Source organism: Pseudomonas sp. MWU16-30322, assembly GCF_020515535.1.
GTDB classification, from domain to species: domain Bacteria; phylum Pseudomonadota; class Gammaproteobacteria; order Pseudomonadales; family Pseudomonadaceae; genus Aquipseudomonas; species Aquipseudomonas fluorescens_H.
In genome coordinates this window covers 134,992-161,225 of record NZ_JAIWYL010000003.1, presented here as the reverse complement: position 1 = coordinate 161,225, position 26,234 = coordinate 134,992, and the positions used below count along the sequence as shown (strand labels likewise).

The following is a 26,234-nucleotide window of genomic DNA, read 5'->3' as shown; positions in this document are numbered from 1 at the left end:
GGGTCGGCATGTATCGAGATCGACACAAATTGAAACAATCCAACAGGGGAACTTCTCAGGAATAAATTACGGGAGCAAATGCAAAGCATTACCATTTGCGCGCTTGAATTTCCCTACCCTTTCGGATGCGCTTTTCCATGCCTGCCCCGTTCCGCCTCATGCCCGTCACCCTTGGATTGTCTGCCTTTCTAACCAGCGGTTTTGCTTACTCCGCCACCGAACTGCCCGCCACCGCGATCAGCGCCGAAGAACAGGCCGAGGACCCGCGCGTCAAAATCAGCAGCACTGCGACCCGCACCTCGACCCCGGTGCGTTATGTGCCGCAGGCCATCGACTCGATCAAGACCGCGAACGTCGCCGACTACGGCACCAATGACATCGGCGACGCCCTGAGCGGGATTCCCAACGTCAGCAGCAGCGCCGACACCCGCTTCGACAGCCTGCGCATCCGTGGCTTCGACGCCAGCAACGACTTCTATCTGGACGGCATCCGCGACGACAGCCAGTACAAGCGCGACCTGCACAATATCGAACGGGTCGAAGTGCTCAAAGGCCCGGCGGCGGTACTTTACGGCCGTGGCAGCCAGGGCGGGATCGTCAACCGCGTGAGCAAGCTGCCCGAATTCGGCCGTCGCTCGACCATCGAAGCCCAGGGCGGCAGCGAAGACCTGCGCAGCCTGTACGCCGACCTCAGCACCGACCCCAGCGAAAACCTCAGCCTGCGCCTGAACATGGGCAACATGGATGAAAACAGCTTCCGCGACGGCGTCAGCGGCAACCGCCAGCTGTTCGCGCCATCGATGAGCTGGCAGCTGACCCCGGACCTCAACTGGCTGGTGCAATACGAATACAGCCGCTACAACCGCACCCCGGATCGCGGCATTCCGGGGGTAAATGGCCGCCCGGCAGACGTTGGTCGCGACACCACCTACGGCAATGATCACGACTTCATCGATGACAAGGCGCAGTCTCTGCGCTCCAAACTCACCTACGAGATCAACGACAACTGGCAGCTGCGCCAGACCTTGGGCGTGTTCAAGCTCGACAGCGATTTCGACAACACCTACCTGACCAACTTCGATCCGAAAACCAACAAGGTCGCGCGCCAGCACTGGCAGCAGGATCTGACCACCCGCAACGTCTACAACAACGTTGAGCTGGAAGGCGGATTCGATACCTTCGGCCTTGAGCATCGGCTGTTGACCGGCGTCGAAATCGGCAGCCAGCGCCGCGATCCGAAGTTGTACAACGCCGCGACTGGCAAGACCGCGGGCGCACAACCGGTGCCATCGCTTGACCTGTTCAACCCCAACCGCGAGCTCCGTCACAGCGGCAGCATGCAGGTGTTCAGCGACAGCCACACCGAAGTCGAAAGCCGCGCGGTCTACGTCCAGGATCAACTGCGCCTGAATGATCAATGGCAACTGCTGGCCGGCTTGCGCTACGACACCTTCGATATCGAGTCGACCAACAAGCTCAAGAACATCACTGAGGATCGCGACAGCCACAGCACCAGCCCGCGCGTCGGGATTGTCTGGACGCCGCTGCAGAATCATTCGTTCTACGCCTCGTGGTCGAAGACCTTCTCGCCGGTCGGCGGCGGCCTGATCGGCATCACGCCAGGGGCTGCCGGCAATAGCAACGACTTGAGTCCGGAGCTGACCAAACAGAAAGAAATCGGGGTGAAAAGCGACTGGCTGGATGATCGGTTGAGCACCACCCTGGCGGTCTACGACCTGGAACTCTACAACCGCCGCACCAGCGATCCGAACGATCCGACCCTGACCGTCATGACCGGCCTTCAGCGCTCACGCGGTGTCGAGCTGACCGCCACCGGCAAACTGGTCGGCAACTGGTACATGCGCGGCGGCATCGGCGTGCAGGACACCACCATCGAGAAGGACAACAACGGCCTGGAAGGCAAACGCGTCAACAACGTGGCCAAACACAACGGCAGCCTGTTCCTGACCTGGAAACCGGAAATGGGCTGGTACGGCGAAACCGGCCTGACCCTGGTCGGCCAGCGTTATGCCGACAACGCCAACACCACCGTGCTGCCGGGGTATGGCCGCTGGGATGCACTGGTCGGTTACCGCTTCAAGGACTGGGATTTGCGCGCAGCGCTGAACAACATCACTGACCGCGAGTATTACGCCTCGGCCACCAGCCAATATCAGATCCAGCCTGGCGCACCGCGCAGCGTGGTGATGACCGGTACTTACAGCTTCTGATTTCACACAAATCCTGTGGGAGGGGGCTTGCTCCCGAAGGCGTCGGGCCAGGCAACATCATCGTCACTGACTTACCGCATTCGGGAGCAAGCCCCCTCCCACAGGTCCAATGTTCGCAGTGGGTTTTGTGTCGTGCATAAAAAAGCGCCGCCATCCCGGCAGCGCTTTTACCAATCCATGTTGTTTTTCTTATCCTTGCATCACAGCCCATAACGCTTCCAGTTCGGCCTCGCTGAACAGGCCAGCGGGATAGCGCTCGATCATCATCCGGCGCGGATCAGGTTCCCTGATCTGACGCGTTCCATTGGATTTCAAAAAGTGCGCGACAATCTGGAGCGATTCGCCGTTTACGACCATGGGATGCAAATTCCGCTCGCTGACTACGTTCACTTCGGCGTTCATTTCAGCGCTCTCTCCCCGTTCGTGAGCGGCCAAGTTATCCAAGGTTTATGACAGAACTATTGAAGTCCCCCCTCTCCCTAGTGCGCTTTGTCCGATACAAGAGCTATGCCAAGGTTTCCGATTTGTCGACAAGCGGATACAAAGAAGCCCGCGGTCCAGTAAGGCCGCGGGCTTCTTTGCATGCACAGCGAGCTAATTGTTGCCTGGCTGATTTATGAATCAACTCAAGCTGTTACGTCTCAACTCACTCTTTGTGCGGCGCTGGCTGCTGTTGGGTAAGGCAGTGAATATTGCCACCGCCCAGTAACAGTTCGCGACCCGGCACCATCACCACTTCGTGCTGCGGGAACAGCTTCTGCAGAATTTCTCGTGCAGGGGCATCCATCGGATCGTCGAAGCTCGGCGCGATAATGCCGCCGTTGACGATCAGGAAGTTCACGTAGGAACCCGCCAGACGCACAGAAGGATTGCGCTCCTGGGTACCGTCGACCGGATCGACGCCCGCGCACTCTTCTTCAGTGGCATACAGCGGCCCCGGGATCGGCATCTTGTGCACCGTGAACGGGCGGCCCTTGGCGTCGGTGCTGCTTTGCAGCACGTTCATTGCGGCCTGGCAGCGCGGGTAGTTCGGATCCTGCGGATCGTCGGTCCACGCCAGCAGCACTTCGCCCGGGCGCACGTAGCAGCAGAAGTTATCCACATGACCGTCGGTTTCGTCGTTGAACAGGCCATCCGGCAGCCAGATGATCTTATCCACAGACAGATTGTCGCGAAGCACCGCTTCGATCTCTTCGCGGCTCAGGTGCGGGTTGCGATTGTGGTTGAGCAGGCACTCTTCGGTGGTGATCAGCGTGCCTTCGCCGTCGACGTGAATCGAGCCGCCTTCCAGCACAAAACCTTCGGTGCGATAACGCGGGCTGCGCTCGATTTCGAGGATCTTGCCGCCGACCTGCGAGTCGCGATTCCACGGCGAGTACAGACCGCCTTCAAAGCCGCCCCAGGCGTTGAAGTCCCAGTTCACACCGCGCACTTCACCGCTGTTATTGATGACGAAAGTCGGGCCGCTGTCGCGCACCCAGGCGTCATCGCTGGACATCTCGACCACACGGATATTCGGCACGTCGAGGCGCGCACGGGCGTTTTCGTACTGGCCAGCGGAAACCGCGACGGTCACTGGTTCAAACCGGGCGATGGCCTTGGCCACGGCGGCATGCGCAGCTTGTGCCGGCTTGCCACCCAGGCGCCAGTTGTCCGGGCGCTCGGGCCAGATCATCCAGGTCTGGGTCTGCGGCGCCCACTCGGCCGGCATGTAGAAGCCATCGTCACGCGGGGTACTTTTCAAAGTGGTCATCGGATCAGGACTCCTGGGAACCGTCGAAGGGTTGCAAAGCAATGGCGACTTTATAACCGATAAATATCGTATTTAAAATGCTTAAAAATGCAGCGCGTCTAAAAAACTCCGATAAATACCGATACAAATCGAATTAACGCCGATCCCTGTAGGAGTGAGCCTGCTCGCGATGGCGGCAAGTCAAACGACACAAGGGCGACTGAAACACCGCCATCGCGAGCAGGCCCACTCCTACAAAAGCTCGATGACAGTTACAGGCCTTCCTCGAGCACCCGATCCAGCATGTCGACAAAGAAGTCCACGCTGCGCCGCGAGGTGACCATCGGCGGTTTGATCTTGAGAATATTCAGGTCATCCCCGGTCGGTTGCATGAAGATCCCCAGCTCGCGCAGGCGATCGCACAACAACGTGGTCTCCTCGGTGGCCGGCTCCAGCGTCTCGCGGTTGCGGATCAGTTCCACCCCCAGATAGAACCCGGAACCATGTACCGCACCCACCAGCGGATGTTTATCGATCAGCGCTTCCAGCCGCGCCTTGAAGTGACCGCCGACGATCTGCGCGTTTTCCCAGAGCTTTTCTTCTTCCATGACATCCAGGACTGCCATGCCGATCTGACAGCTCACCGGGCTGCCACCGGCCGACGAGAAGAAATAGCCTTCGGCCTCTAGCGCCTCGGCGATTTCCCGACGCGTAATCACCGCGCCGAGCGGCTGGCCGTTGCCCATGCCCTTGGCCATGGTGATGATGTCCGGCACCACGCCCTGCTCTTCGAAGCCCCAGAAGAAGTGGCCCATGCGCCCGTAACCGACCTGCACTTCGTCGGCGATGCACACCCCGCCCTGCGCACGTACCAGCGCATAGACCTGTTTCAGATAACCGGGCGGCAGGGAAATCCCGCCGGCATTGCCGTAAACCGGTTCGCAGATGAACCCGGCCAGTTGGCGCTTCTGCGCGGCGATATGCGCCAGTTGCGCTTCGACGCTGCGCACATAGTCCGGCGCAGAATCCAGGCCACGGAATTGGCCACGATAAATATTCGGCGCGGTCACCGGGTGCACCCAGTCCGGACGGCTTTCCAGCGCACGCGGGTTGTCGGCGATGGATGTCGATACCGCATCGGCGCCGACCGTCCAGCCGTGATAGGCCTCGAGCACACTGAGCATGTCGCGCCCGCCGCTGTAGGCCCACGCCAGACGGATCGCCAGGTCGTTGGCTTCGCTGCCGCTGTTGACCAGAAACACCCGGTCCATGCCGTCCGGCGCCAGCTTCAGCAAGCGTTCGGAAAACTCCGCCACGGCGGCATAGTTGAAGCGCGAGTTGGTGTTAAGCAGCGACCACTGCCGCGCCGCCACCTGAGCCATGCGCGGATGACCATGACCGAGCACCGCGACGTTGTTGAGCATGTCGAGGTAGGAGCGGCCCTGCATGTCGATCAGGTGATTGCGCCAGCCGCGCTCGATGCGCGGCGGGTCGACGTAATAATGTTTTTGCGTGCGGGCGAAACTCGCGTCGCGCCGTTCGAGCAAGGTTTTGCCGTCCAGCTCCGGTTCGGCATCGCAGGCCAGGCCGAGCAGAGTGGCTGGCGAAGGACACAAGGCCTGCCACGCGGCAGCGCGCGAAGGGCTGCAGAACCATGGCGCATCCAGCGATGCCACACGACTCAACTGCACAAGCAACGGACCGCTGACCGCACCCAGCACCTGCCCTTTGACCAACGCCGCGCCGCTGTGCAGCGAAGCATTCACACCGCGCAAACGCACGCTGAGTTGCGGCCCGTCGAGTTGCAGCACACCGTCCGCCGCGTGGTGCAGCACACCGGCAAACGGCGCTTCCACGGTCGCGCCCTGTGGCACGCGCAGTTCAACGTGCAGCGGGAAGGTCTCCGGCTCTACCGCGCTGTCCACTCGCGTCTGCGACAAACGGTATTGCCCATAACGACTCGCCGCCAGGCCATGCGCGGCAGCGGCTTCAGTCAGCAGCCGTTGATCGATCCCCTCCTGCTCCCAGTTGCCCGCTTCGAAATGCGGACTGAGGACGCCAAGATCTATCAGCGCAAACTCGCGCCCGACCAGCTCTGGCAACAACGGAGCGAAGCCTTCACTGTCAATGGCCGGCAGCGGCTGGCCGACCGCCGTGAGGATCGCCGCTTCCATCAGCGCCAGCGGTACAGACGTGGCCACGTGGAAAATTTCCCATTCGTGGCCAAGGTTATCGCGGCTGTAGGTGTTGCCCGGATCGATGCTGACCTGCTGCTCGCCACTGAGTACCAGCACCGCTGCGCGCGCCACGATCAATGGCCACAACGCCAACAGCTCTGCATGTTGCAACGGATTGACTGCGTGATAGGCCTGCACTGCCGGCAGAATCACCAACGGATCACCGCCGGCATGGTGCAGCAGCGCCGCGCACGTTACCGACAGATCGGTAATGCGCCAGGTGCGCACCAGATCTCCGAAGTCGATCACGCCCTGCAATTGCCAGTGACGTTTGGCATCGCGTTGCCAGACCACGTTATCGTCGGTGATGTCCATGTGGATCGCCTGCACCGGCAGCTTGTCCAGCAGCGGCTGCAAGCGACGTTCGGTCTGTTCGGCAGCGTCAGCAATCAGTGCGCGCTGTTGCGCATCCTCAATCACCGGCAACAAATGGCTGATCAGCGCACTGGCGTGGCGTGCGTCCCATTGCAGCGTGCGCTCAAGCCCGGGGTGATCGAAACCGCACAGCGCCAGGTCCATTTCACCGCAGAGCCGGCCAAACCCTGCCACCACTTGATGGCTGAGATGATCGAGGTGGGTCAGCGACTGGCCTTCGATGTAATCCAGCAAACGTACATGCACCGCTTCGCCATCGGCCTGCAGCGTCAACAGGTCTTCGCCATTATTGGCCGCGATCACTCGCGGCACGTGAACAGTCGAATGCTCGGCGAGATATTTGAGGCCCGCGTGCTGTGCCTGCAATTCAACCAGCGAATAATCGCCACGGCAGATTTTCAACACGAATCGCCCGCGCTCACTGTCGACCCGGAAGTTCAGATCCTGCTGACTGCCTAGCGCCTGCAACGTGCCGCTGAGCCCGTAGTGCTCGGCCAGCCATTGCTGGGCCTGCTGCGCAGAGACCTGCGGGCTGGGCAAACTGGCGCGATGAATCAACGTGGCGAGCGACATGAAACGACCCCTGGAATTTTATCAGGCGCCTATATCGCCATTGCCCCGTGGGATAATCAACCCCCGGGCTGTAGACGCACCCTCAACCAAGTACGATCTGCAACGCCCGTGCGTCGAATATCCACCGCTAAAGCACAGCGCAGACAAAATAGCGGGGACAACCCTCTTGCACCGTCCCTCACCTGCCGACAAGCTATGCTCCACTCGCTTTATCGTCTTACGGAAAAAGGCCAACCTGCATGCGTATTCTCATCACCGGTGGTGCCGGTTTCATTGGCTCCGCACTGGTTCGCCATCTGATTCGCAACACTGATCACGAGGTTCTGAACCTCGACAAACTGACCTATGCGGGCAATCTGGAGTCCCTGACCAGCATCGCTGACAACAGTCGTTACGAATTCGTGCAGGCCGACATCGTCGACCAACCAACGGTGAGCGCCCTCCTGCAGCGCTTCCAGCCTCAGGCGATCATGCACCTGGCTGCCGAATCCCATGTCGACCGCTCAATTGACGGTCCGTCGGAATTCATCCAGACCAATATCGTCGGTACCTACAGCCTGCTGGAAGCGGCGCGGGCCTACTGGCAAGGGCTGACCGAGCCAGAGAAAAGCGCTTTCCGCTTTCACCATATTTCCACCGACGAAGTCTATGGCGACCTGCATGGCATCGATGATCTGTTCACCGAAACCACGCCTTACGCCCCAAGCTCGCCTTACTCCGCGAGCAAGGCTGCGTCCGACCACCTGGTCCGTGCCTGGCAACGCACCTATGGCTTGCCGGTCCTGCTGACCAATTGCTCGAACAACTACGGGCCGTATCACTTCCCGGAAAAACTGATTCCGCTGATGATCCTCAATGCCCTGGCGGGCAAACCGCTGCCGGTGTACGGCAATGGTCAGCAAGTACGTGACTGGCTGTTCGTCGACGATCATGCGCGGGCACTGCTCAAGGTGGTCACCGAAGGCGTGGTCGGCGAAACCTACAATATTGGCGGCCACAACGAGCAGAAGAATATTGATGTGGTCACCGGCATCTGCACGTTGCTCGAAGAGCTGGCGCCGCACAAACCGCAGGGCGTCGTCCACTTCCGCGACCTGATCACGTTCGTCAAGGATCGTCCCGGCCATGATCTGCGTTATGCCATCGACGCCGGAAAAATCGAACGCGAGCTTGGCTGGGTGCCGGAAGAAACATTCGAGACCGGACTGCGTAAGACTGTCCAGTGGTATCTGGACAATCTCGATTGGTGTCGCCGTGTCCAGGACGGCAGCTATCAGGGCGAACGCCTGGGCGCCATGGATATCAAGGAGCTGCAAGCATGATGAAAGGGATAGTTCTGGCCGGTGGCTCCGGCACACGCTTGCATCCGATCACGCTGGGTGTCTCGAAGCAGCTGTTGCCGGTCTACGATAAACCGATGATCTATTACCCGATCTCGGTCCTGATGCTGGCCGGCATCAAGGACATCCTGGTGATATCCACCCCGCACGATCTGCCGCAATACCGCAATCTGCTGGGCGACGGCAGCCAGTTCGGCGTGTCGTTCAGCTATGCCGAGCAACCGTCCCCGGACGGCCTCGCGCAAGCCTTTCTGATTGGTGAGCAGTTCATCGGTAACGATCCAGTCTGCCTGATCCTCGGTGACAACATTTTCCACGGCCAGTATTTCGGCGAGCAGTTGAAGAAGGCAGCCCAACAAAAGGCTGGCGCGACCGTGTTTGGCTACTGGGTCAAGGATCCGGAGCGCTTCGGCGTGATCGACTTTGACGGCGAAGGGCGCGCGCTGTCCATTGAAGAAAAACCGGCGAAGCCAAAGTCCAGCTACGCCGTCACCGGGCTGTATTTCTACGACAACGATGTGATCAGGATTGCCAAGGCCGTCAAACCCTCGCCGCGTGGCGAACTGGAAATCACCGATGTGAACAATGCCTATCTGCAGCGGGGCGATCTACAGGTCGAGCGCTTCGGTCGTGGATTCGCATGGCTGGATACCGGTACGCACGACAGCCTGCTTGAGGCTTCTCAATACGTGCAGACGATCGAACACCGTCAGGGCCTGAAGGTCGCGTGTCTGGAAGAAATCGCCTATCAGAACGGCTGGATCACTCGCGATTATCTGCTCGAACGCGCTCAGTATTTCGGCAAGACCGGATACGGCCAGTACCTGTTCTCGATTGCCGGAGACAACCAATGAACGTGATTGAAACCGGCCTGCCGGGTGTCGTGATCATCGAACCGAAGGTATTCGGTGACGAGCGCGGTTTTTTCTATGAAAGCTTCAACGCCAGGGCATTCGCTGAAGCGACGGGAGTTCAGGCACAGTTCGTCCAGGATAACCACTCGCGTTCGCAAAAAGGCGTGTTGCGTGGCCTGCACTATCAGTTGGAAAACACCCAGGGGAAACTGGTACGGGTAACCGTAGGGGAAGTACTGGATGTAGCCGTGGATATCCGCCGCAGTTCGCCGAACTTTGGCAAATGGGTCGCCGTGCGCCTGTCCGCCGACAACCATCGTCAGCTATGGGTGCCGGAAGGCTTTGCCCACGGTTTCGTCGTGCTGAGCGAGGTGGCCGAGTTTCTCTACAAGACCACCGACTACTACACGCCATCGGCCGAACGCAGCATTCGCTGGGACGATCCGACGCTAGCCATCGACTGGCAGCTGACGGAGGCTCCGCGTCTGTCAGCCAAGGATCAGGACGGCAAAAGCCTGCAAGAGGCCGACCTGTTCCCATGAAAATCCTTATCTGTGGTCAGAATGGACAGGTCTCGCAGGAGTTGCAGGCTTGTCTGGCCGGTCTCGGCAGCCTCGTAGTGCTGGGGCGCGACCGCCTCGACCTCGCGCAAACCGCGCAAATCCGCCAGCAAGTCAGGCAAGTCGCGCCCGACCTGATCATCAACGCAGCGGCACACACGGCGGTTGATCAGGCACAAAGCGAGCCTGCGCTGGCGTTCGCCATCAACGCGACCGGCCCCGGCGTACTGGCCGAAGAGGCCGCCCTGCTGGACGTTCCGCTGATCCACTACTCCACTGATTATGTGTTCGATGGCAACAAGCACGCGCCTTATGTCGAGTCCGACGCGACCAATCCGCTCGGGGTCTACGGCAAGAGCAAGCTGGCCGGCGAGCAAGCGGTCACTGACGCTCATGCGCAGCATTTGATCCTGCGCACCAGTTGGGTCTATTCGACCCATGGCCGCAATTTCCTGTTGACCATGCAGCGCCTGCTTCAGGAAAAACCCGAGCTGCGGATTGTCGCTGACCAGATCGGTGCGCCGACCTGGGCCGGCAGCATCGCCCGCAGTACCCTCGCGCTGATCAAGCGCTGGCAAGACGGGCAAGCGGGTGCCTGGGGTACCTACCACTTGACCGCGCAAGGTGAAACGTCCTGGTTCGGCTTTGCCCAGGCCATCGGCAACGCGCTGCGTGAACAAGGGAAGCCTTGCGCAACGCTGCTGCCGATTCCCTCGAGCGACTATCCGACGCCTGCCGCCCGGCCATTGAATTCGCGTCTGGATTGCAGCCGCTTGCAGCGAGAATGGGGTGTCAGTCAGCCTGACTGGCAAACTGCGCTGCATGAGTGTCTTGCCCGGCAAGCCTAGGCATAATGCGCCTGTCACCACAGGCGCATCCGGCTCATGAAACCTACCCTTCCCCGCAGACCTCGCTGGCGCAGCCTCGCCCTGCTGGCGCTGTGTCTGGCGCCGCTTCTATGGCCGCTGGAACATCTGGCCGAGCGCTATTACCGCAGTGAACTGGCCGGGCAAAACCGCCAGACCCTCGACCTCTACGTTGCCAACCTGCTCGGTACCCTGCACCGCTATGAAGTGCTGCCGCAGATCCTCGGCGACCTGCCGGCCCTGCGCGCCGTACTCGGCGCACCGGACGACGGCGTCACCCAGGGCAATGCCAACCGCCTGCTGAAAAACATCGCGGCGCAGACCGGCGCCGAAGTCATGTACCTGATGGACACCAGCGGCCAGACCCTGGCGGCGTCGAACTGGGACAAACATGACAGCTTCGTCGGACGCAATTTCGCTTTCCGTCCGTATTTCAGCGAGGCCATGGCCGGACGCCTCGGACGTTTCTTCGGCCTCGGTACCACCTCGGCCAAGCGCGGTTATTTCTTCGCCGCGGCGGTGCGCAACGGAGAAAAAATCATCGGGGTGCTGGTGATCAAGGTTGACCTCGACCACACCGAAAGCCTGTGGGGCAAAACCCCGGAACAACTGCTGGTGACCGACCATAACGGCGTGGTGATTCTCACCTCGCGTCCGGAATGGCGCTTCCGCTCGACCCGCCCCCTGAGCGAGCCCGAGCGTTTGGCGATCACCGCCATCCAGCCCTATCCGACGCGTGAGCCGCGCCCGCTGAACCTCAGCCCCAATGCCTGGCTGACGCAAACCGTGAACATCGCCGAAACCGGCTGGAGCGTCAGTATCCTCGCCCCGCGTACGCTGATCGACCGTCCGGTACGCACCGTGGTGGCGATCGGTGGCGCCACACTGTTGGTGGTGATGCTGTTGCTGGGGCTGATGATGCAACGCCGTCGGCATTACCTGGAGCGCATCGCTTTCGAAGCCAAGGCCCGTCGTGAACTGGAAGGCCGGGTGGCTGAACGGACCAGCGATCTCGAAGGCCTCAACCGCCGTCTCAAGCAGGAAGTGCTGGAGCGCGAACAGGCCCAGCAGGAACTGGTGCGCGCCCAGGACGATCTGGTCCAGGCCGGAAAACTATCGGCGCTCGGAACCATGTCGGCGAGCATCAGCCATGAACTCAATCAGCCGCTGGCGGCGATTCGCAGCTACGCCGAAAACGCCGAAGTGCTGCTCGATCATCAACGCACCGACGATGCTCGCGGCAACCTCAAACTGATCAGCGAACTCACCGGGCGCATGGCCTCGATCATCGCCCACCTGCGGGCCTTCGCCCGCCGCGATCGCCATGCCCCGGAAAGCGTGGCCCTGCAACCGGCGCTGGACGATGCGCTGGCGTTGCTGGCCAAACGGCGCCGCAGCATGGAAGTCGAGCTGATCCGCGACCTGCCGGCCGCCACCCTGTGGGTCGAGGCCGGGGAAACCCGGCTGCGTCAGGTGCTCGGCAACTTGTTGGCCAACGCGCTCGATGCGCTGACCGAAAAAGGCCCGCCGCGCAAACTGTGGCTGAGTGCCGAATCCACCGCCGAGGGCGTCAACCTGTACATTCGCGACAACGGTCCGGGGTTCTGCATGGAAGCCCTCGGTCGCGCCAGCGAGCCCTTCTACACCACCAAGACCCGCACCCAGGGCCTTGGCCTGGGGCTGGCCATCTGTGAAACCCTGATGCGCGCCTTCGGTGGTGAACTGTCGTTCGCCAACCACAAGCAAGGCGGCGCCTTGATCACCCTGCGGCTGCGCGCCGGCGCGCCCGGGGTCAGCCTGCAACCGTCCGAGGATCGAAGTGCATGACCATCGACAATCGCATTCAGGTGGTGTTGATCGACGACGATCCGCACCTGCGTCAGGCCCTCGGCCAGACCCTGGACCTGGCCGGGCTGAAAATCCTCCCGCTGTCCGAAGCCAAAGGTCTGGCCGGGCAACTGGAGCGTGACTGGCCCGGCGTGGTGGTCAGCGACATCCGCATGCCGGGCATGGACGGCCTGGAGCTGTTGAGCGAATTGCATGCTCAGGACCCGGAGCTGCCGGTGCTGCTGATCACCGGCCACGGCGATGTGCCGCTGGCGGTGCAGGCGATGCGTGCCGGCGCCTATGACTTTCTGGAGAAACCGTTCGCCAGCGATGCGCTGCTCGACAGCGTGCGCCGTGCCCTGGCCCTGCGCCGGCTGGTACTGGACAACCGCAGCCTGCGCCTGGCCCTGAGCGATCGCAACGAACTGAGCGCGCGACTGGTCGGCCACTCGGCGCCGATGCTGCGCCTGCGCGAGCAGATCGGCGCGCTGGCCGCGACCAAGGCTGACGTGCTGATTCTCGGTGAGACCGGCGCCGGTAAAGAAGTCGTGGCCCGTGCGCTGCACGACTTGTCGAGCCGGCGCAACGGCCCGTTCGTGGCGATCAACGCCGGGGCACTGGCCGAATCGGTGGTCGAAAGCGAACTGTTCGGGCATGAGCCGGGCGCGTTCACCGGCGCGCAGAAACGCCGCATCGGCAAGTTCGAATTCGCCAACGGCGGCACGCTGTTCCTCGATGAAATCGAAAGCATGAGTATGGACGTGCAGGTGAAATTGCTGCGCATGCTGCAAGAGCGCGTGGTCGAACGTCTGGGTGGCAATCAGTTGATCCCGTTGGACATCCGGGTCATCGCTGCGACCAAGGAAGACCTGCGTCAGGCCGCCGATCAAGGGCGTTTTCGCGCCGACTTGTACTACCGACTGAACGTCGCCCCCCTACGCATTCCGCCGCTGCGCGAACGCGGCGAAGACGCGCTGGTGCTGTTCCAGCATTACGCCGATGAAGCCAGCGCCCGCCATGGCTTGCCGCCTCATGAACTGCAACCGGCGCAACGCGCCTTGCTGCTGCGCCACACCTGGCCGGGCAACGTGCGCGAACTGCAGAACGCTGCCGAGCGTTTCGCCCTCGGTCTGGAACTGGCGCTGGATAACAGTGGAAGCGAAGGCGGCGGCAGCACGGTGGAAGTCATCAGTGGCGGGCTCAGCGAGCAAGTGGAAAACTTCGAGAAATCGTTGATTGCCGCCGAGCTGGCGCGCTCGCACAGTTCGGTACGCAGCCTCGCCGAAGCCCTGGGCATTCCGCGCAAAACCCTGCACGACAAACTGCGCAAGCACGGCTTGAATTTTGCCGACAGCAGCGCCCATGGAGACGAAGCCGAATGAGTCGCGACAGTCGCTATCTGGAATCGGTGCTGCATCACGACATTCCCCTGACCCGCGAGATGGGCCTCAAGGTTCTCGCCTGGCACGAGCAGCAGTTAAGCCTGCACTTGCCGCTGGAGCCGAACGTCAATCACAAGAGCACCATGTTCGGCGGCAGTCTGTACTGCGGCGCGGTGCTGGCGGGTTGGGGCTGGCTACATCTGTGCCTGAAGGAAGAAGGCATCGAAGACGGGCACATCGTGATTCAGGAAGGGCAGATCAACTATCCGCTGCCCGTGACCGGTGATGCCACGGCGATTTGTCCGCCACCGCAAGCGGCGGTCTGGAAGAAATTTCTGGCGATGTATCAGCGCTACGGGCGCGCGCGATTGACGCTCAATACACGGATCGTCAACGCCGGCAGCGAAGAGGATGCGGTGACGTTCAGCGGGCAGTACGTTCTGCACCGCTGAAGCAAAAGATCGCAGCCTTCGGCAGCTCCTACACGGGATTCGCGTTTCCCTGTAGGAGCTGCCGCAGGCTGCGATCTTTTGATCTTATGAGCGAGCAAGTTCCAGCAATCTGGATCGCCACGCCGCTTTCGCCGGCAGCGCCAGAAAGAATTCATTGAGCAGCGACTCCCGCGCCGGATAACAGAACGCTTCGCCCTGCAGATCCACCACCTCACCGCCCGCACCTTCGAGCACACCCTGCGCTGCCGCGGTATCCCACTGCGAAGTCGGCGCCAGTCGCGGATAGCAATCCGCCGCCCCTTCGGCCAACAGACAGAATTTCAACGAACTGCCGATATTCGTCAGTTGCAACTCGCCCAGGCTGGCGCTCAAACCAGCGAGCAGACGCTCCTGCTCCGGACTGGAATGCCGACGGCTCGCCACCACGGTGAACGCTTCACCAGCGGCGAGTACGTCACGCACCTGAATCGCCACCGGCGAGCCACCTTTATCCCCACGCCACGCGCCGAGACCCGCACCGCCGACATAGAAACGCCCATTGGTTGGCATCGACACCACGCCAAACACCACCCGACCGTTTTCGATCAGCGCGATGTTGACGGTGAATTCTTCACTGCCACTGATGAACTCTTTCGTGCCATCCAGTGGATCCACCAGCCACCAGCGCTGCCACCCGGCACGCACGCTCTGCGGGATGTCGGCGTCCTCTTCGGACAGCACCGGAATGTTCGGATCGAGCGCCACCAGCCCAGCGACGATCAGATGGTGCGCGGCCAGGTCCGCCGCCGTCACCGGCGAGTCATCGGACTTGGCCGTAACCGCCACATCGGCGCGCCAGAACGGCAGGATCGCCTCGCCGGCCTGCAATGCCAGCTCAACCACTGGCGCCATCAACGGATGGGGAAAACTCATCGACATCTCACTCATGACTGAAAAAACCCGCGCTGCGTCAGCAGATCACGCGCCAGATACAACGCCGCCAAGGCACGGCCTTCGGTAAATTGCGGGTTCTGCGCCAGCGCCGCCAGTTCACTCAGGTTGACCTTGTCGACACGCATCGGCTCGGGCTCGTCGCCCTCCAGACGCTCCTCGTAGAGGTCGGTGGCCAGCACCACCTGGATCTTCTGGCTCATGTAGCCCGGCGATAGAGAAAGCTCGGTCAGATGTTCCAGTTGGCGGGCGCCGTAACCGGCCTCTTCCTTGAGCTCGCGCTCAGCGGCTGCCAGCACATCCTCGCCCGGCTCGATGAGGCCTTTGGGCAGGGACAGTTCGTACTCGTCAGTGCCGCCGCAGTATTCCTCGACCAGCACCGCGTGTTCGCTATCGAGCATTGCCACAATCATCACCGCGCCATAGCCCGCGCCTTTGCCGACCAGACGCTCGTAAGTGCGTTCCACGCCATTGGAAAAACGCAGTTTCAGTTCTTCGACGCAGAACAGACGACTGGTGGCGACGATCTCGCGGGCGAGTACAGTGGGTTTCTGGCGCATGCAAAGCTCCTTGGCGTGAACGCGCTACTATAACGCGGCTTTCCCGATTGTTTGTGTCGGATATCTTTCTACCGCTCGAGACGTTGCCATGCCTTCTTTACCGTGGTCTGACATCGATACCGTCCTGCTGGACATGGACGGTACGCTGCTGGATCTGCACTTCGACAACCATTTCTGGCTGGAACACCTGCCGCAACGCTACGCCGAATTGCACGGTGTGAGCCGGGCCATGGCCGACATGGAATTGCAGCCGCTGTTCGAGCGCCATGCCGGGCAACTGCAATGGTACTGCCTGGATTTCTGGAGTGCCGAACTCAAGCTCTCGGTGCGTGAACTGAAACTGGAAACCGCACACCTGATCGCGCTGCGCCCGGATGCCGATACCTTTCTGCACGCGCTAAAACAGGCCGGCAAGCGGGTGATCATGATCACCAACGCCCACCGGGACTCGCTGTCGCTGAAACTGGAACGGATCGAACTGGCGCCGTATTTCGAACGGCTGATCAGCTCCCACGATTACGGTTTCCCCAAGGAGAACCCGCAGTTCTGGGATGCCTTGCAGGCGGATATCGCTTTTGATCCGGCGCGCAGTCTGTTCATCGATGACACCTTGCCGATCCTGCGTAGTGCACGGGATTTCGGTGTGGCACATCTGCTGGCGGTGAAAGAGCCGGACAGCCGCAAGGGACCGAAGGACACGGCCGAGTTTGCGGCGGTCGAGGACTACCGCGATTTGATTCGGGGACTCTAGCAAAACCACTGTGGCGAGGGAGCTTGCTCCCGATGGGCCGCGAAGCGGCCCCAAATGTTCACGACTGCTGCGCAGCCGAACGGGAGCAAGCTCCCTCGCCACAGCGTGGTTATTACTTCGGAATACGGAGCTTCTGCCCTGGATAAATCTTGTTCACATCCTTGAGCATCGGTTTGTTGGCGTCGAAGATTTTCTGGTACTGGTTGGCGTTGCCGTAAACCCGCAGGGAGATCGCACTGAGCGTGTCACCTGCCTTCACCTCGACAAATTCCGCTGCCACCACTACCGGCCCCGTAACGGTAATCTGGTCATCAACACTGCCAATCCCGGCAATATTGCCCAGAGCCAGAAGAATTTTTTCCTTCTCCTCCTGACTCGCGACTTCACCCTTAACCGTGACCTTGTCGCCATCCACCGTCGCCTGAACATTTGGATTGCCCAGACCGACCTTGTCGATATGTTCCTTCAACTGCTCACTCGCATTGGCATTGCCCGGGGTCAGCAGGTCGATCAGCTTTTCACCGGCCTCTTTCACAAAGCTCAACAGACTCATAGCGCACACTCCTTGATTTGTATTCCAGACGTCAAAGCCTAGACCACACCAGACCAGCCCGGTTCCGGGCCGACCAATGACCCGACAGCCGCTTGATCGACGGCATCTATCAATAGATCGACAGTACCGATTAGACGCGACAAGTTGCCGCGCCTAGTCTTAGCGTTGATCAATCCGTCGGTGATGCCATGAACGCCAAGCGCCCAACTTGCGCGGCGCCTGCACTCGAAACGCCCGCGCCCGCCGCCAGCCAGACCTACAGCTACAGCGATCTGCCCCTTGTGGAATCGGCCAGCACCGCGCTCGCCGAGGAAGTTGCGTTGGCGATCGCCTACAACGGCATCAGTCAGGCGGTGATGCTGGTGACGCCGACGGATCTGGAAGATTTCATCGTCGGTTTCAGCCTCGGCAGCGGCATCATCGAAGACGCCAGCGACATTTATGACCTGCAACTGACCGGCGCCGGCTCGGCGCAATACGCGCAAGTGACCATCGCCAACCGCGCGTTCTGGAACCTCAAGCAACAGCGCCGACAACTGGCCGGCACCAGCGGCTGCGGCCTGTGTGGCGTTGAAGCCGTCGAGCAAGCCTTGCCCGATCTGCAAGTCCTGCCCGGCGCACCGCTGCCGCCAGCCATGTGGCTCGACGGTCTGCGCCAGCGCATCGGGGCGTTCCAGCCCCTCGGCCAGCATTGTGGCGCGGTACACGCGGCGGTGTTCATGAACGCCAGTGGTGAACTGTTGCTGGGCCGTGAAGACATCGGCCGGCACAACGCCCTCGACAAACTGATCGGCGGGCTGATCCGCCAGAAGATTTCCACAGAAGGCGGTCTGGCGATTGTCACCAGCCGTTGCAGTCTCGAATTGATCCAGAAAGTTTTACGCGCCGGCATCCAGACCCTGGTCAGCCTGTCCGCGCCCACGGGCCTTGCCGTGCAATGGGCCCGTCGCCACAACCTCAATCTCATCCACCTGCCGCAGAAGAATGCGCCGCGGGTCTACAGCCCAGCGATGGAGAATCAAGCGTGAGCCAACATCATCAAGCCGACCAGAAACCTGTCCCGCGCTACAAACCTTACAAAGGTGCAGCCGGCGGCTGGGGTGCGCTGATCAGCGTGGCCCAAGCCTGGTTGACCAGCGACAACGCGTTGAAAAACCTGCGCATGATGCTCAAGACCAACCAGAACGGCGGCTTCGACTGCCCGGGCTGCGCCTGGGGCGATTCGCCGGAAAGCGGCATGGTCAAGTTCTGCGAGAACGGCGCCAAAGCGGTGAACTGGGAAGCGACCAAGCGCCGGGTGGACAGCAAGTTCTTCGCCAAACACAGCGTGACCTCGTTGCTGGAGCAGAGCGACTACTGGCTCGAATATCAGGGTCGCCTGACCGAGCCGATGGTCTACGACGCCGAGACCGACCGCTACAAGCCCATCGCGTGGGACGATGCCTTCGCCTTGATCGGCAAACACCTGCAAGCACTGTCGAGCCCCGACCAGGCCGAGTTCTACACTTCGGGCCGTGCCAGCAACGAAGCGGCGTATCTCTATCAGCTGTTCGTGCGCGCCTACGGCACCAACAACTTCCCGGACTGCTCGAACATGTGCCACGAGGCCAGCGGTGTGGCGTTGGCCCAGAGTGTTGGCGTCGGCAAAGGCACCGTGACCTTCGACGACTTCGAACACGCCGACGCGATTTTCGTCTGGGGCCAGAACCCCGGCACCAACCACCCACGGATGCTCGAACCGCTGCGTGAAGCGGTGAAGCGCGGCGCGCAAGTGGTGTGCATCAACCCGCTCAAGGAGCGTGGTCTGGAACGCTTCCAGCACCCGCAGCACCCGATCGAAATGCTCACCAACGGCGACAAGCCGACCAACACCGCGTATTTCCGTCCGGCATTGGGCGGCGACATGGCGGTGCTGCGCGGCATGGCCAAGTTCCTCCTGCAGTGGGAACGCGATGCGCAGAAGGCCGGTACGCCGGCAGTGTTCGATCATGACTTCCTCAATGCGCACAGCGCCAACGTGCTGGAGTATCTGGGCGTGGTCGATGACACGCCGTGGGAGCAGATCGTCGCGCAGTCCGGCCTGACTCTGGTGGAGATCGAGCAAGCGGCGCGCATGTACGCCAAAGGCAAGAACGTGATCATGTGCTGGGCGATGGGTATCACTCAGCATCGCCATTCGGTGCCGACCATCCAGGAAATCGCCAACCTGATGTTGCTGCGTGGCAACGTCGGCAAGCCGGGCGCCGGCCTGTGTCCGGTGCGCGGTCACAGTAACGTGCAGGGCGACCGCACCATGGGCATCAACGAGCGTCCGCCGGTGGCGTTCCTCGATTCCCTTGAGCGGCGCTTCCAGTTCAAGGTGCCGCGCGAAAACGGGCACAACGTGGTCGAGGCGATCCATGCGATGGCCGAAGGCCGCGCCAAGGTCTTCATCGGTCTGGGCGGCAACTTTGCCCAGGCCACGCCGGACAGCCCGCGCACCTTCGCGGCGCTGAGCAATTGCGACCTGACCGTGCAGATCAGCACCAAGCTCAACCGCAGCCACCTGGCCCACGGTAAAGATGCACTGATCCTGCCGTGCCTGGGCCGCACCGACATCGATATCCAGAGCGAAGGCCCGCAAGCGGTCACCGTGGAAGACTCGTTCAGCATGGTTCACGCGTCCAACGGCCAGTTGCAGCCGCTGTCGAACCAGATGCGCTCGGAACCGGCGATCATCGCCGGCATCGCCGCCGCCACGCTGGGCAGCAAACCGGTGGACTGGAACTGGCTGGTGGCCGATTACCGGCGCATCCGCGACCTGATCGCCGATACCATTCCGGGCTTCAAGGACTTCAACGAGAAGGTCAAGAACCCGGGCGGTTTCTACCTCGGCAACAGCGCTGGCGCGCGCAAGTGGAACACCCCGTCGGGCCGGGCCAATTTCCGCGCGAACCTGTTGCCCAAGGATCTGGTGCACGAGCGCACCCGCGCCACCGGACAACTGCCAGACCTGATCCTGCAATCGATGCGCTCCCACGATCAGTACAACACCACGATCTATGGCCTCGACGACCGTTACCGTGGGGTCAAGGGCCAGCGCGATGTGTTGTTCGCCAACGAGGCCGACATCATTCGCCTGGGCTTCCGGCCGGGGCAGAAGGCCGACATCGTGTCGATCTGGGACGATGGCCGTGAGCGTCGGGTGAAGGGCTTTACCTTGCTGGCGTTTGATATTCCTGCGGGGCAAGCGGCGGCTTATTACCCGGAAGTGAATCCGCTGGTGCCGCTGGAAAGCACCGGGGATGGCAGCCATACGCCGACGTCGAAGTTCATTGCGATTCGCCTTGAAGCGGCGAGTGAGACGGGTTTGATCATGGCCAAATCTGCGTAATGCGGCGCCTGGACTGACCCCTTCGCGAGCAAGCCCGCTCCCACATTGGAATGCCTTTCAAATGTGGGAGCGGGCTTGCTCGCGAAAGCGGTGGCTCATTCAACAAAATCCTTTGTACCCTGCACCTTTCAAACGCCCACAAAAAAGGCCGCTTTTTCACAAAAGCGGCCTGTCCGAAGTAGCTAAAGACCGGCAAAAATCGCTTAAGTTCCGCATAAAAAACAGTAACTTGCAGAATTGTATACAAGTCGTGTTATTCGTCGGAATTCGATTGTCAGCCTTGTTACACCACTTCAGGATCGCGCCGTCATCCCTTTGAGGCTCCTCTATGAAGTTCTCCTCGATTCTCTTGTTGTCCCTTGGCCTGGTCAGTGGTTTTGCATCTGCTGGAGGCACCACCGAAGCAGGTGTGGGCGGCGCATTGGGCGGGGTTCTTGGCTCGGTCGTCGGTCAGTCTTTAGGCGGCAGCACAGGTTCAACCATTGGCGCAGCCCTGGGCGGCGCGGGTGGTAGCGCGGTCGGCGCCAACAAACACAGCCGTGGCGAAGCGGCCATTGGCGGTGCGTTGGGCGCAGCCGGCGGTAACGTGGTTGGTCGCAGCATGGGCGGCACCACGGGCAGCCTGATCGGCGCCGCAGCAGGTGGCGGTGCCGGTGGCGCGCTGGGCAATTACATGGGCAACAAGAGCAATGAAGACGATCGTCGTTACGATCGTGGTCGCGACGACCGTCGCTACTACCGCGACGACCACCGCGGTCGCGGCCATGCCTACGGCCATCGCAAGCATCATCGGTATTACAACCACCGCTGATTGCTGAGCTTTTTCAGCAGCAGTTCAAAAGATCGCAGCCTGCGGCAGCTCCTACACTCAATCGCTGTAGGAGCTGGCGCAGGCTGCGATCTTTTTTGCGTTATCAAACCAGCAAACGCTCCAGCGCCTGGCGCAACCGGCCGGGAATCGGCACCGGCTGATTGCTCGCCCGATCCACAAACACATGGACGAAACGCCCCGCCGCACACGCCTCGCTTTCGCCGCCTTTGAACACCGCCAGTTCATATTGCACCGAACTGTTGCCCAGCTTGCCGACTCGCAGACCGACCTCGATCTGATCCGGGAACGCGATCGAGGCGAAGTAATCGCAAGATGAACTCACGACGAACCCCACTACCTCGCCATCGTGGATATCCAGGCCACCGACCTGAATCAAGTAAGTGTTCACCGCGGTATCGAAAAAGCTGTAGTAGGTAACGTTGTTGATGTGTCCGTAAGCATCGTTGTCGTGCCAGCGGGTGGTGATCGGCTGGAAATGCGGGTAATCGGTGCGTTGCGGCATGGTGCTGGACATCGGTGTCAATTCCTTGAGTTTCTGCCCAGTCTAAAGGTAAAAACCTTTCCCTCGCGCCGCCAACTCGCCAATCAGTGGCGCCGGCCGCCATTGATCGCCCTGTCGCGTCTCCAGCGCCAGCAAGCGCTTGTGAATGTCTGCCAGCCCCTGATCGTCCGCCCAGGCCATCGGGCCGCCTCTGTCCGCCGGGAAACCGTAGCCATTGAGGTACACCAGATCGATGTCATGGGCCGATCCGGCAATGCCTTCCTGCAGAATTTTCGCGCCCTCGTTGACCAGCGCCAGAAGACACCGCTCGAGGATTTCCTCGGACCCAATCTCCCGGCGCTGAAAGCCGAGGCCTTCGCTGACGCTCAATATCAGCGCATCGACCTCGGGATCATGTTCGGCCTGACGACTGCCCGGCTCATAATGGTAATAACCGTTGCCGGATTTCTGCCCGAAGCGGCCCAACTCGCACAAGCGGTTGTCGACCTGAACCTCCGGCGCATCCTGGCCCTTGCCGGCCAATTCGCGCGCACGCCATTCCAGATCAATGCCGACCACGTCGTACATGCGGAACGGCCGCATCGCGAAACCGAAGCCCTGCAACGCCGCATCGACCTGCTGTGGATAAGCGCCTTCGAGCAGCATCTTGCGCGCCTCCAACACGTACGGATGCAACATGCGATTGCCGATAAACCCGTGGCAATTACCCGATATCACACTGACCTTGCCCATACGTTTGCCGAGCGCCAGTGCCGCTTCCAGCACGGCCGGAGAAGTCTGCGCCCCGCGAACGATTTCCAGCAGCTTCATGATGTGCGCCGGGCTGAAGAAATGCAGGCCGAGTACTTGCGACGGACGCTTTGTTACAGCGGCAATCGCGTCGATATCCAGCGCCGATGTGTTGCTCGCCAACAACGCCGCAGGCTTGAGCACGCTGTCCAGTTCACGAAAGATCTTCTGCTTGAGCTCAAGATTTTCGTACACCGCTTCAATCACCAGATCGACATTACGGATCGCCGCATAATCCGCCGCTGCACGAACTCGGCCGATCCGCGCATCCGCTTCGGCCTGATCAATCCGGCCCTGGCGCACGTTGTGAGCATAAGTGTCGGCCACCGTGCCCAACGCCTGTTCAAGCATCTGTGGATTGTTATCAACCCACTGCACGGCAATGCCGGCATTCGCCAGGCACATGACGATGCCACGGCCCATGGTGCCCGCGCCGATCACGGCAGCTTGCTGAATATCGAACGATGTCTGGCTCATGTTGTTCTCTTGTTGGCGATCCGAAGACAGCCTTCACCATAGTCAGGCACCGGGCATTTTTGAAGTTTATTACCGTGATGAGCGACATTCAGCGCATGGATGAGGCTGTCAGGGCACCGCACTCCCCCTGTGGGAGCGGGCTTGCTCGCGAAAACGGAGTGTCATGCATGGATATTTCAACTGACATGACGCCTTCGCGAGCAAGCCCCGCTCCCACAGGGTTTGTACTTACTCGGGCAGATGATTGTCAGCCCAACCGCGAACCTCGGCGTACGGATACTCCTCCAGCGCCCCATACCCCGAGATCGTTCGCGCCTTTAACCTGGTAAACAACGGCACACTGATCTCGCACAGAAACCGCGTCAGGCGCTCCGCCGTCGGCACACTGCCGGTGTGCTGTTCGTGCCTGTGGATAAAATCACCGCACAGCGCTGCGAAGTTTTTATCCACAAGCGCTGGCAACTCGGGAGGGGCCGGAAGCCGTGCGACATCACCGTGGCACACCGAACAGTGCCCGCAGCACTCGGGCGCGTTGTGGTCGCCGAAGTATTCGGCCAGGCGATAACCCAGGCAGCGCTCAGTGCCGAACAGTTCGAGCATGGCGTGAATCCGCGCGATTTCAGTCTGCTCATGCCGGGTGAAACAGGCATGCAACTCAGCGCTCAATACAGCGCTGTCGAAATCACTGTGCAGCACGTTGTAGACCTCGGTCATCTGCTTGCTTTCAAGCTCGACCCAGCCCTTCTCCTGAAAATAATCCAGCGCCTTCACCACCCGATTGCGCTCAGCTGAATACTGCGTGTACATCGCCTCGAAATTCACCGTCGCCCAGGTGCGTGCACGGCTGGAGGTCTGGATGATGGCCGCGACAAAATCCCTGCGCTCTCCTTCGAAACGCTCAAGCAACGCTTCCGGCTCCAGCAGGTATTTGAAACGGTACTCGGCGTAATAGGCATAACGCGGAGCAATCAGGCCGCGCAGCTCCATTTGCACCAACAACGTCTTCAGCGGCAGCGTGCGAATGTTGCTCTGATCCGCCAACGGCCCGAGCAGAAATTCCCACTGCCCTTCAGGTGCGGCAGCCTGCATTTCCTCCAGCACACAACGAATCCCCTCGCGCTCCGGGGTATCGCCGTAGACGAAGTTTTCCAGCACATTGAGGCTGTCGCGGTTGGCCAACACCAGACAATCCGATGGCTGCCCGTCCCGCCCGGCGCGACCGATTTCCTGACTGTAGTTCTCGATGGATTTGGGCAGGTCGAAATGCACTACGTTGCGGATGTCGCTCTTGTCGATCCCCATGCCGAACGCAATGGTCGCGACAATGCAATTGGACTGCCCGGCCATGAAGCGCTTCTGAATCGCCTCGCGCTGATCGTTGGGCAACCCGGCGTGATAAGCCTCGGCCTGTATGCCGTTGCGCCCCAGATGTTCAGCGATGTGCTCGGCGGTTTTCTGCAACGTGACGTAGACGATGCTCGGCTGGCCCGGACGCTCGCTCATCCACTCCACCAGACGTCGGCGTTTGTCCTGGCCGCGCACCGGCTCCACCAGCAGATTGAGATTGGGTCGGTAGAAACCGGTGGTCACAACATCCGCTTCGGCGATGGCAAATTTGGTCTGCATGTCGGCGATGACCTTCGGCGTCGCCGTGGCAGTCAGCAGCAGGGTTTGCGGGATGTTGAACTGGCGTTGATAGTCCGGCAGTTTCAGGTAGTCGGGGCGGAAGTTGTGGCCCCATTCCGAGATGCAGTGCGCCTCGTCAATCACCAGCAGCGAGATCGGCACCTGCTGCAAAAAATTGCGAAACCGCTCGTTCTTCAGGCGCTCCACCGAGATCATCAGGATCTTCAATTCACCCGAACGGGCGCGGGCCATCACATCATTGGCGTCATCACGGCTTTGTGCCGAATCGATGCTGCCGGCACTGATGCCGTGACGCTTGAGGAATGCCAGTTGATCCTGCATCAACGCCAACAGTGGCGAGACCACCAGGGTCAGATGTGGCAGCAACAGTGCCGGTACTTGATAGCACAGCGACTTGCCGGACCCGGTGGGAAAAATCGCTGCCGCCGAGCGCCCGGCCAGTACCGCGCTGATCGCGGCTTCCTGCCCGGGTCGAAACTGTGGATAACCGAAAACCTGTTCCAGGGTGTTGTGCATGCGCTGTCACTCCGTTGACCGCTGTGATGCCAACAGCCTAGCGGGCGATCGCAGCGAGTCGAGAAAAGGCCGGGGGTCAATTCAATACGGGATGATACAGCCAATGGCGCAAACACCTCGGTCCCCTGTGGGAGCGAACCCATTCGCGAAGAGGCCCTGCCAAACAACACCAAAACAAACCATTCAGGGCCGCAAAACCGCCACTCGCAGTTGCTCGTTCAACATCTGCTCATGCACGCCCTGGCTCTTGCTTGCCCACAACGCATGAGCCGGGCTGATGTCACCCGTGAAGGCCGCCGCCAACTGCCGCAGCTCGGCGACACTGCGCACGCGCGGGCAGAACGGCTGTCCGTCACAGTCCTGACTGGCGTTGCGATAGGTACTCAGCAAACGCTCCCACCACCCATCACGCACCTGTCTGATCGACTTGAGCTGCACATGCGGCACACCCAGCCGCTGCTCAAGCCCTGCCTCGTCCAGCGCTTCGCTGGCGAGCAGGGCTTTACCGAACATCAACACCTCGGCACGCGAGGCGGTATCGATACTGGTCTGGCTAGAGAGCGCATCGGGCCAACCGGTGCGTTCAAGGTCGGCGAACATCCAGCCGTTACCGACGTCCGACGCCAGGGCCAAACGGCAACCACTGGCCCACAGCAATAAAATCGAGGCCAAACGTAGCCACTGCATACCTAATTCCCTTTAAGTGCGTATCGGACGCGTGGAAACGCCCTACAGATTCTGGCGCGCACCATACAGACGTTTGCCAAGAAACGCCTGTGAATCCTGTGGGAAATTTCAGCGCTAGGGGTTTCACCTCGAAAAAGCCGCAAAACCTTGTAGGGCATATGCCCGATCCTCGGAAAAACCCCTACGAA

General features: G+C 60.9%; 22 protein-coding genes. 12 read left to right on the top strand and 10 right to left on the bottom strand.

All coding sequences use genetic code 11. The features are described 5' to 3' along the window. Window positions 1-137 precede the first annotated feature (137 nt). Window positions 138-2,231 carry a TonB-dependent siderophore receptor gene (locus tag LCH64_RS06585; protein WP_226499803.1) on the top strand — a complete coding sequence of 698 codons (2,094 nt, stop codon included), beginning with the start codon at window positions 138-140 and terminating at the stop codon, window positions 2,229-2,231. A 189-nt stretch (window positions 2,232-2,420) separates the two neighbouring features. Here the strand turns inward: LCH64_RS06585 and LCH64_RS06580 are convergent, their stop codons facing one another. The 3 genes from LCH64_RS06580 to LCH64_RS06570 all read right to left on the bottom strand — a co-directional run bounded on the left by LCH64_RS06580 (window position 2,421) and on the right by LCH64_RS06570 (window position 7,148). Next, entirely contained in the window at window positions 2,421-2,633 is a 213-nt protein-coding gene (locus LCH64_RS06580; protein ID WP_003220694.1) for a hypothetical protein, read from the bottom strand. Between the two features lie 244 nt (window positions 2,634-2,877). Beyond that, the gene (aguA, locus tag LCH64_RS06575) at window positions 2,878-3,984 is read right to left on the bottom strand and encodes an agmatine deiminase (protein WP_003220691.1); all 1,107 of its coding nucleotides are present in this window, start codon (window positions 3,982-3,984) and stop codon (window positions 2,878-2,880) included. A gap of 251 nt (window positions 3,985-4,235) precedes the next feature. After that, window positions 4,236-7,148 carry an aminotransferase gene (locus tag LCH64_RS06570; protein WP_226499802.1) on the bottom strand — a complete coding sequence of 971 codons (2,913 nt, stop codon included), beginning with the start codon at window positions 7,146-7,148 and terminating at the stop codon, window positions 4,236-4,238. Window positions 7,149-7,387: 239 nt separating this feature from the next. Here LCH64_RS06570 and rfbB point away from each other — a divergent pair, with 239 nt between their 5' ends. Genes rfbB through LCH64_RS06535 form a run of 7 tightly spaced genes read left to right on the top strand, consistent with a single transcriptional unit; the run spans window position 7,388 to window position 14,429 of the window. Then, window positions 7,388-8,470, top strand: a complete 1,083-nt coding sequence (rfbB, locus tag LCH64_RS06565) for a dTDP-glucose 4,6-dehydratase (RefSeq protein WP_226499801.1) — start codon at window positions 7,388-7,390, stop codon at window positions 8,468-8,470. Then, entirely contained in the window at window positions 8,467-9,342 is an 876-nt protein-coding gene (gene rfbA / locus LCH64_RS06560; protein WP_226499800.1) for a glucose-1-phosphate thymidylyltransferase RfbA, read from the top strand. Before rfbB ends, rfbA begins: the two co-directional genes overlap by 4 nt. Further along, a complete protein-coding gene (gene rfbC / locus LCH64_RS06555) occupies window positions 9,339-9,884 on the top strand; it encodes a dTDP-4-dehydrorhamnose 3,5-epimerase (RefSeq protein ID WP_226499799.1) in 546 nt (181 codons plus the stop codon). Before rfbA ends, rfbC begins: the two co-directional genes overlap by 4 nt. Further along, entirely contained in the window at window positions 9,881-10,750 is an 870-nt protein-coding gene (gene rfbD / locus LCH64_RS06550; protein WP_226499798.1) for a dTDP-4-dehydrorhamnose reductase, read from the top strand. Before rfbC ends, rfbD begins: the two co-directional genes overlap by 4 nt. 36 nt (window positions 10,751-10,786) lie before the next feature. Beyond that, the gene (locus LCH64_RS06545; protein ID WP_103485296.1) at window positions 10,787-12,595 is read left to right on the top strand and encodes an ATP-binding protein; all 1,809 of its coding nucleotides are present in this window, start codon (window positions 10,787-10,789) and stop codon (window positions 12,593-12,595) included. Then, complete coding sequence (locus LCH64_RS06540) at window positions 12,592-13,977, top strand: sigma-54 dependent transcriptional regulator (RefSeq protein ID WP_003220686.1); 1,386 nt, start codon at window positions 12,592-12,594, stop codon at window positions 13,975-13,977. The genes LCH64_RS06545 and LCH64_RS06540 overlap by 4 nt, the downstream gene beginning before the upstream one ends. After that, window positions 13,974-14,429: a YiiD C-terminal domain-containing protein gene (locus tag LCH64_RS06535; RefSeq protein WP_226499797.1), complete on the top strand. Its 456-nt coding sequence runs from the start codon at window positions 13,974-13,976 to the stop codon at window positions 14,427-14,429. Before LCH64_RS06540 ends, LCH64_RS06535 begins: the two co-directional genes overlap by 4 nt. 84 nt (window positions 14,430-14,513) lie before the next feature. Here the strand turns inward: LCH64_RS06535 and cysQ are convergent, their stop codons facing one another. Both cysQ and nudE read right to left on the bottom strand, forming a co-directional pair. Then, on the bottom strand, window positions 14,514-15,347 hold the full coding sequence (gene cysQ / locus LCH64_RS06530; RefSeq protein ID WP_226499979.1) for a 3'(2'),5'-bisphosphate nucleotidase CysQ: 834 nt from the start codon (window positions 15,345-15,347) through the stop codon (window positions 14,514-14,516). Between the two features lie 5 nt (window positions 15,348-15,352). Further along, window positions 15,353-15,919: an ADP compounds hydrolase NudE gene (nudE, locus tag LCH64_RS06525; RefSeq protein ID WP_003220680.1), complete on the bottom strand. Its 567-nt coding sequence runs from the start codon at window positions 15,917-15,919 to the stop codon at window positions 15,353-15,355. A gap of 88 nt (window positions 15,920-16,007) precedes the next feature. Here nudE and yrfG point away from each other — a divergent pair, with 88 nt between their 5' ends. After that, window positions 16,008-16,670 carry a GMP/IMP nucleotidase gene (gene yrfG, locus LCH64_RS06520; protein ID WP_003220678.1) on the top strand — a complete coding sequence of 221 codons (663 nt, stop codon included), beginning with the start codon at window positions 16,008-16,010 and terminating at the stop codon, window positions 16,668-16,670. Between the two features lie 112 nt (window positions 16,671-16,782). On the opposite strand, the gene lysM is transcribed toward yrfG, so the two are convergent. Continuing rightward, window positions 16,783-17,223, bottom strand: coding sequence for a peptidoglycan-binding protein LysM (gene lysM / locus LCH64_RS06515; RefSeq protein WP_226499796.1), 441 nt, complete (start codon window positions 17,221-17,223; stop codon window positions 16,783-16,785). Between the two features lie 188 nt (window positions 17,224-17,411). Here lysM and fdhD point away from each other — a divergent pair, with 188 nt between their 5' ends. The 3 genes from fdhD (at window position 17,412) to LCH64_RS06500 (ending at window position 21,407) form a co-directional block, all read left to right on the top strand. Further along, window positions 17,412-18,251: a formate dehydrogenase accessory sulfurtransferase FdhD gene (gene fdhD / locus LCH64_RS06510; RefSeq protein ID WP_226499795.1), complete on the top strand. Its 840-nt coding sequence runs from the start codon at window positions 17,412-17,414 to the stop codon at window positions 18,249-18,251. After that, on the top strand, window positions 18,248-20,596 hold the full coding sequence (locus LCH64_RS06505; RefSeq protein ID WP_103485302.1) for an FdhF/YdeP family oxidoreductase: 2,349 nt from the start codon (window positions 18,248-18,250) through the stop codon (window positions 20,594-20,596). The genes fdhD and LCH64_RS06505 overlap by 4 nt, the downstream gene beginning before the upstream one ends. Before the next feature lie 328 nt (window positions 20,597-20,924). Further along, window positions 20,925-21,407 carry a glycine zipper domain-containing protein gene (locus LCH64_RS06500; RefSeq protein WP_003220670.1) on the top strand — a complete coding sequence of 161 codons (483 nt, stop codon included), beginning with the start codon at window positions 20,925-20,927 and terminating at the stop codon, window positions 21,405-21,407. Between the two features lie 103 nt (window positions 21,408-21,510). Here LCH64_RS06500 and LCH64_RS06495 read toward each other — a convergent pair whose 3' ends face one another. The 4 genes from LCH64_RS06495 to LCH64_RS06480 form a co-directional block, all read right to left on the bottom strand. After that, window positions 21,511-21,942, bottom strand: coding sequence for a thioesterase family protein (locus tag LCH64_RS06495; RefSeq protein WP_226499794.1), 432 nt, complete (start codon window positions 21,940-21,942; stop codon window positions 21,511-21,513). A 30-nt stretch (window positions 21,943-21,972) separates the two neighbouring features. Continuing rightward, window positions 21,973-23,196 carry a 3-hydroxyacyl-CoA dehydrogenase gene (locus LCH64_RS06490; protein WP_226499793.1) on the bottom strand — a complete coding sequence of 408 codons (1,224 nt, stop codon included), beginning with the start codon at window positions 23,194-23,196 and terminating at the stop codon, window positions 21,973-21,975. Between the two features lie 228 nt (window positions 23,197-23,424). Continuing rightward, window positions 23,425-25,359 carry an ATP-dependent DNA helicase RecQ gene (locus tag LCH64_RS06485; protein WP_226499792.1) on the bottom strand — a complete coding sequence of 645 codons (1,935 nt, stop codon included), beginning with the start codon at window positions 25,357-25,359 and terminating at the stop codon, window positions 23,425-23,427. Window positions 25,360-25,542: 183 nt separating this feature from the next. Further along, window positions 25,543-26,046: a hypothetical protein gene (locus LCH64_RS06480; RefSeq protein WP_003220662.1), complete on the bottom strand. Its 504-nt coding sequence runs from the start codon at window positions 26,044-26,046 to the stop codon at window positions 25,543-25,545. Between the last annotated feature and the right edge of the window lie 188 nt (window positions 26,047-26,234).

What these genes read in the sequence shown, in the direction of transcription:
- rfbA (WP_226499800.1), top strand. Translation starts at nt 8,467, where the DNA reads ATGATGAAAGGGATAGTTCTGGCCGGTGGCTCCGGCACACGCTTGCAT.
- LCH64_RS06480 (WP_003220662.1), bottom strand. Translation starts at nt 26,046, where the DNA reads ATGCAGTGGCTACGTTTGGCCTCGATTTTATTGCTGTGGGCCAGTGGT.
- rfbB (WP_226499801.1), top strand. Translation starts at nt 7,388, where the DNA reads ATGCGTATTCTCATCACCGGTGGTGCCGGTTTCATTGGCTCCGCACTG.
- nudE (WP_003220680.1), bottom strand. Translation starts at nt 15,919, where the DNA reads ATGCGCCAGAAACCCACTGTACTCGCCCGCGAGATCGTCGCCACCAGT.
- lysM (WP_226499796.1), bottom strand. Translation starts at nt 17,223, where the DNA reads ATGAGTCTGTTGAGCTTTGTGAAAGAGGCCGGTGAAAAGCTGATCGAC.
- LCH64_RS06545 (WP_103485296.1), top strand. Translation starts at nt 10,787, where the DNA reads ATGAAACCTACCCTTCCCCGCAGACCTCGCTGGCGCAGCCTCGCCCTG.
- fdhD (WP_226499795.1), top strand. Translation starts at nt 17,412, where the DNA reads ATGAACGCCAAGCGCCCAACTTGCGCGGCGCCTGCACTCGAAACGCCC.
- LCH64_RS06495 (WP_226499794.1), bottom strand. Translation starts at nt 21,942, where the DNA reads ATGTCCAGCACCATGCCGCAACGCACCGATTACCCGCATTTCCAGCCG.
- LCH64_RS06570 (WP_226499802.1), bottom strand. Translation starts at nt 7,148, where the DNA reads ATGTCGCTCGCCACGTTGATTCATCGCGCCAGTTTGCCCAGCCCGCAG.
- cysQ (WP_226499979.1), bottom strand. Translation starts at nt 15,347, where the DNA reads ATGTCGATGAGTTTTCCCCATCCGTTGATGGCGCCAGTGGTTGAGCTG.
- LCH64_RS06580 (WP_003220694.1), bottom strand. Translation starts at nt 2,633, where the DNA reads ATGAACGCCGAAGTGAACGTAGTCAGCGAGCGGAATTTGCATCCCATG.
- LCH64_RS06540 (WP_003220686.1), top strand. Translation starts at nt 12,592, where the DNA reads ATGACCATCGACAATCGCATTCAGGTGGTGTTGATCGACGACGATCCG.
- yrfG (WP_003220678.1), top strand. Translation starts at nt 16,008, where the DNA reads ATGCCTTCTTTACCGTGGTCTGACATCGATACCGTCCTGCTGGACATG.
- rfbD (WP_226499798.1), top strand. Translation starts at nt 9,881, where the DNA reads ATGAAAATCCTTATCTGTGGTCAGAATGGACAGGTCTCGCAGGAGTTG.
- aguA (WP_003220691.1), bottom strand. Translation starts at nt 3,984, where the DNA reads ATGACCACTTTGAAAAGTACCCCGCGTGACGATGGCTTCTACATGCCG.
- LCH64_RS06535 (WP_226499797.1), top strand. Translation starts at nt 13,974, where the DNA reads ATGAGTCGCGACAGTCGCTATCTGGAATCGGTGCTGCATCACGACATT.
- LCH64_RS06585 (WP_226499803.1), top strand. Translation starts at nt 138, where the DNA reads ATGCCTGCCCCGTTCCGCCTCATGCCCGTCACCCTTGGATTGTCTGCC.
- rfbC (WP_226499799.1), top strand. Translation starts at nt 9,339, where the DNA reads ATGAACGTGATTGAAACCGGCCTGCCGGGTGTCGTGATCATCGAACCG.
- LCH64_RS06485 (WP_226499792.1), bottom strand. Translation starts at nt 25,359, where the DNA reads ATGCACAACACCCTGGAACAGGTTTTCGGTTATCCACAGTTTCGACCC.
- LCH64_RS06500 (WP_003220670.1), top strand. Translation starts at nt 20,925, where the DNA reads ATGAAGTTCTCCTCGATTCTCTTGTTGTCCCTTGGCCTGGTCAGTGGT.
- LCH64_RS06490 (WP_226499793.1), bottom strand. Translation starts at nt 23,196, where the DNA reads ATGAGCCAGACATCGTTCGATATTCAGCAAGCTGCCGTGATCGGCGCG.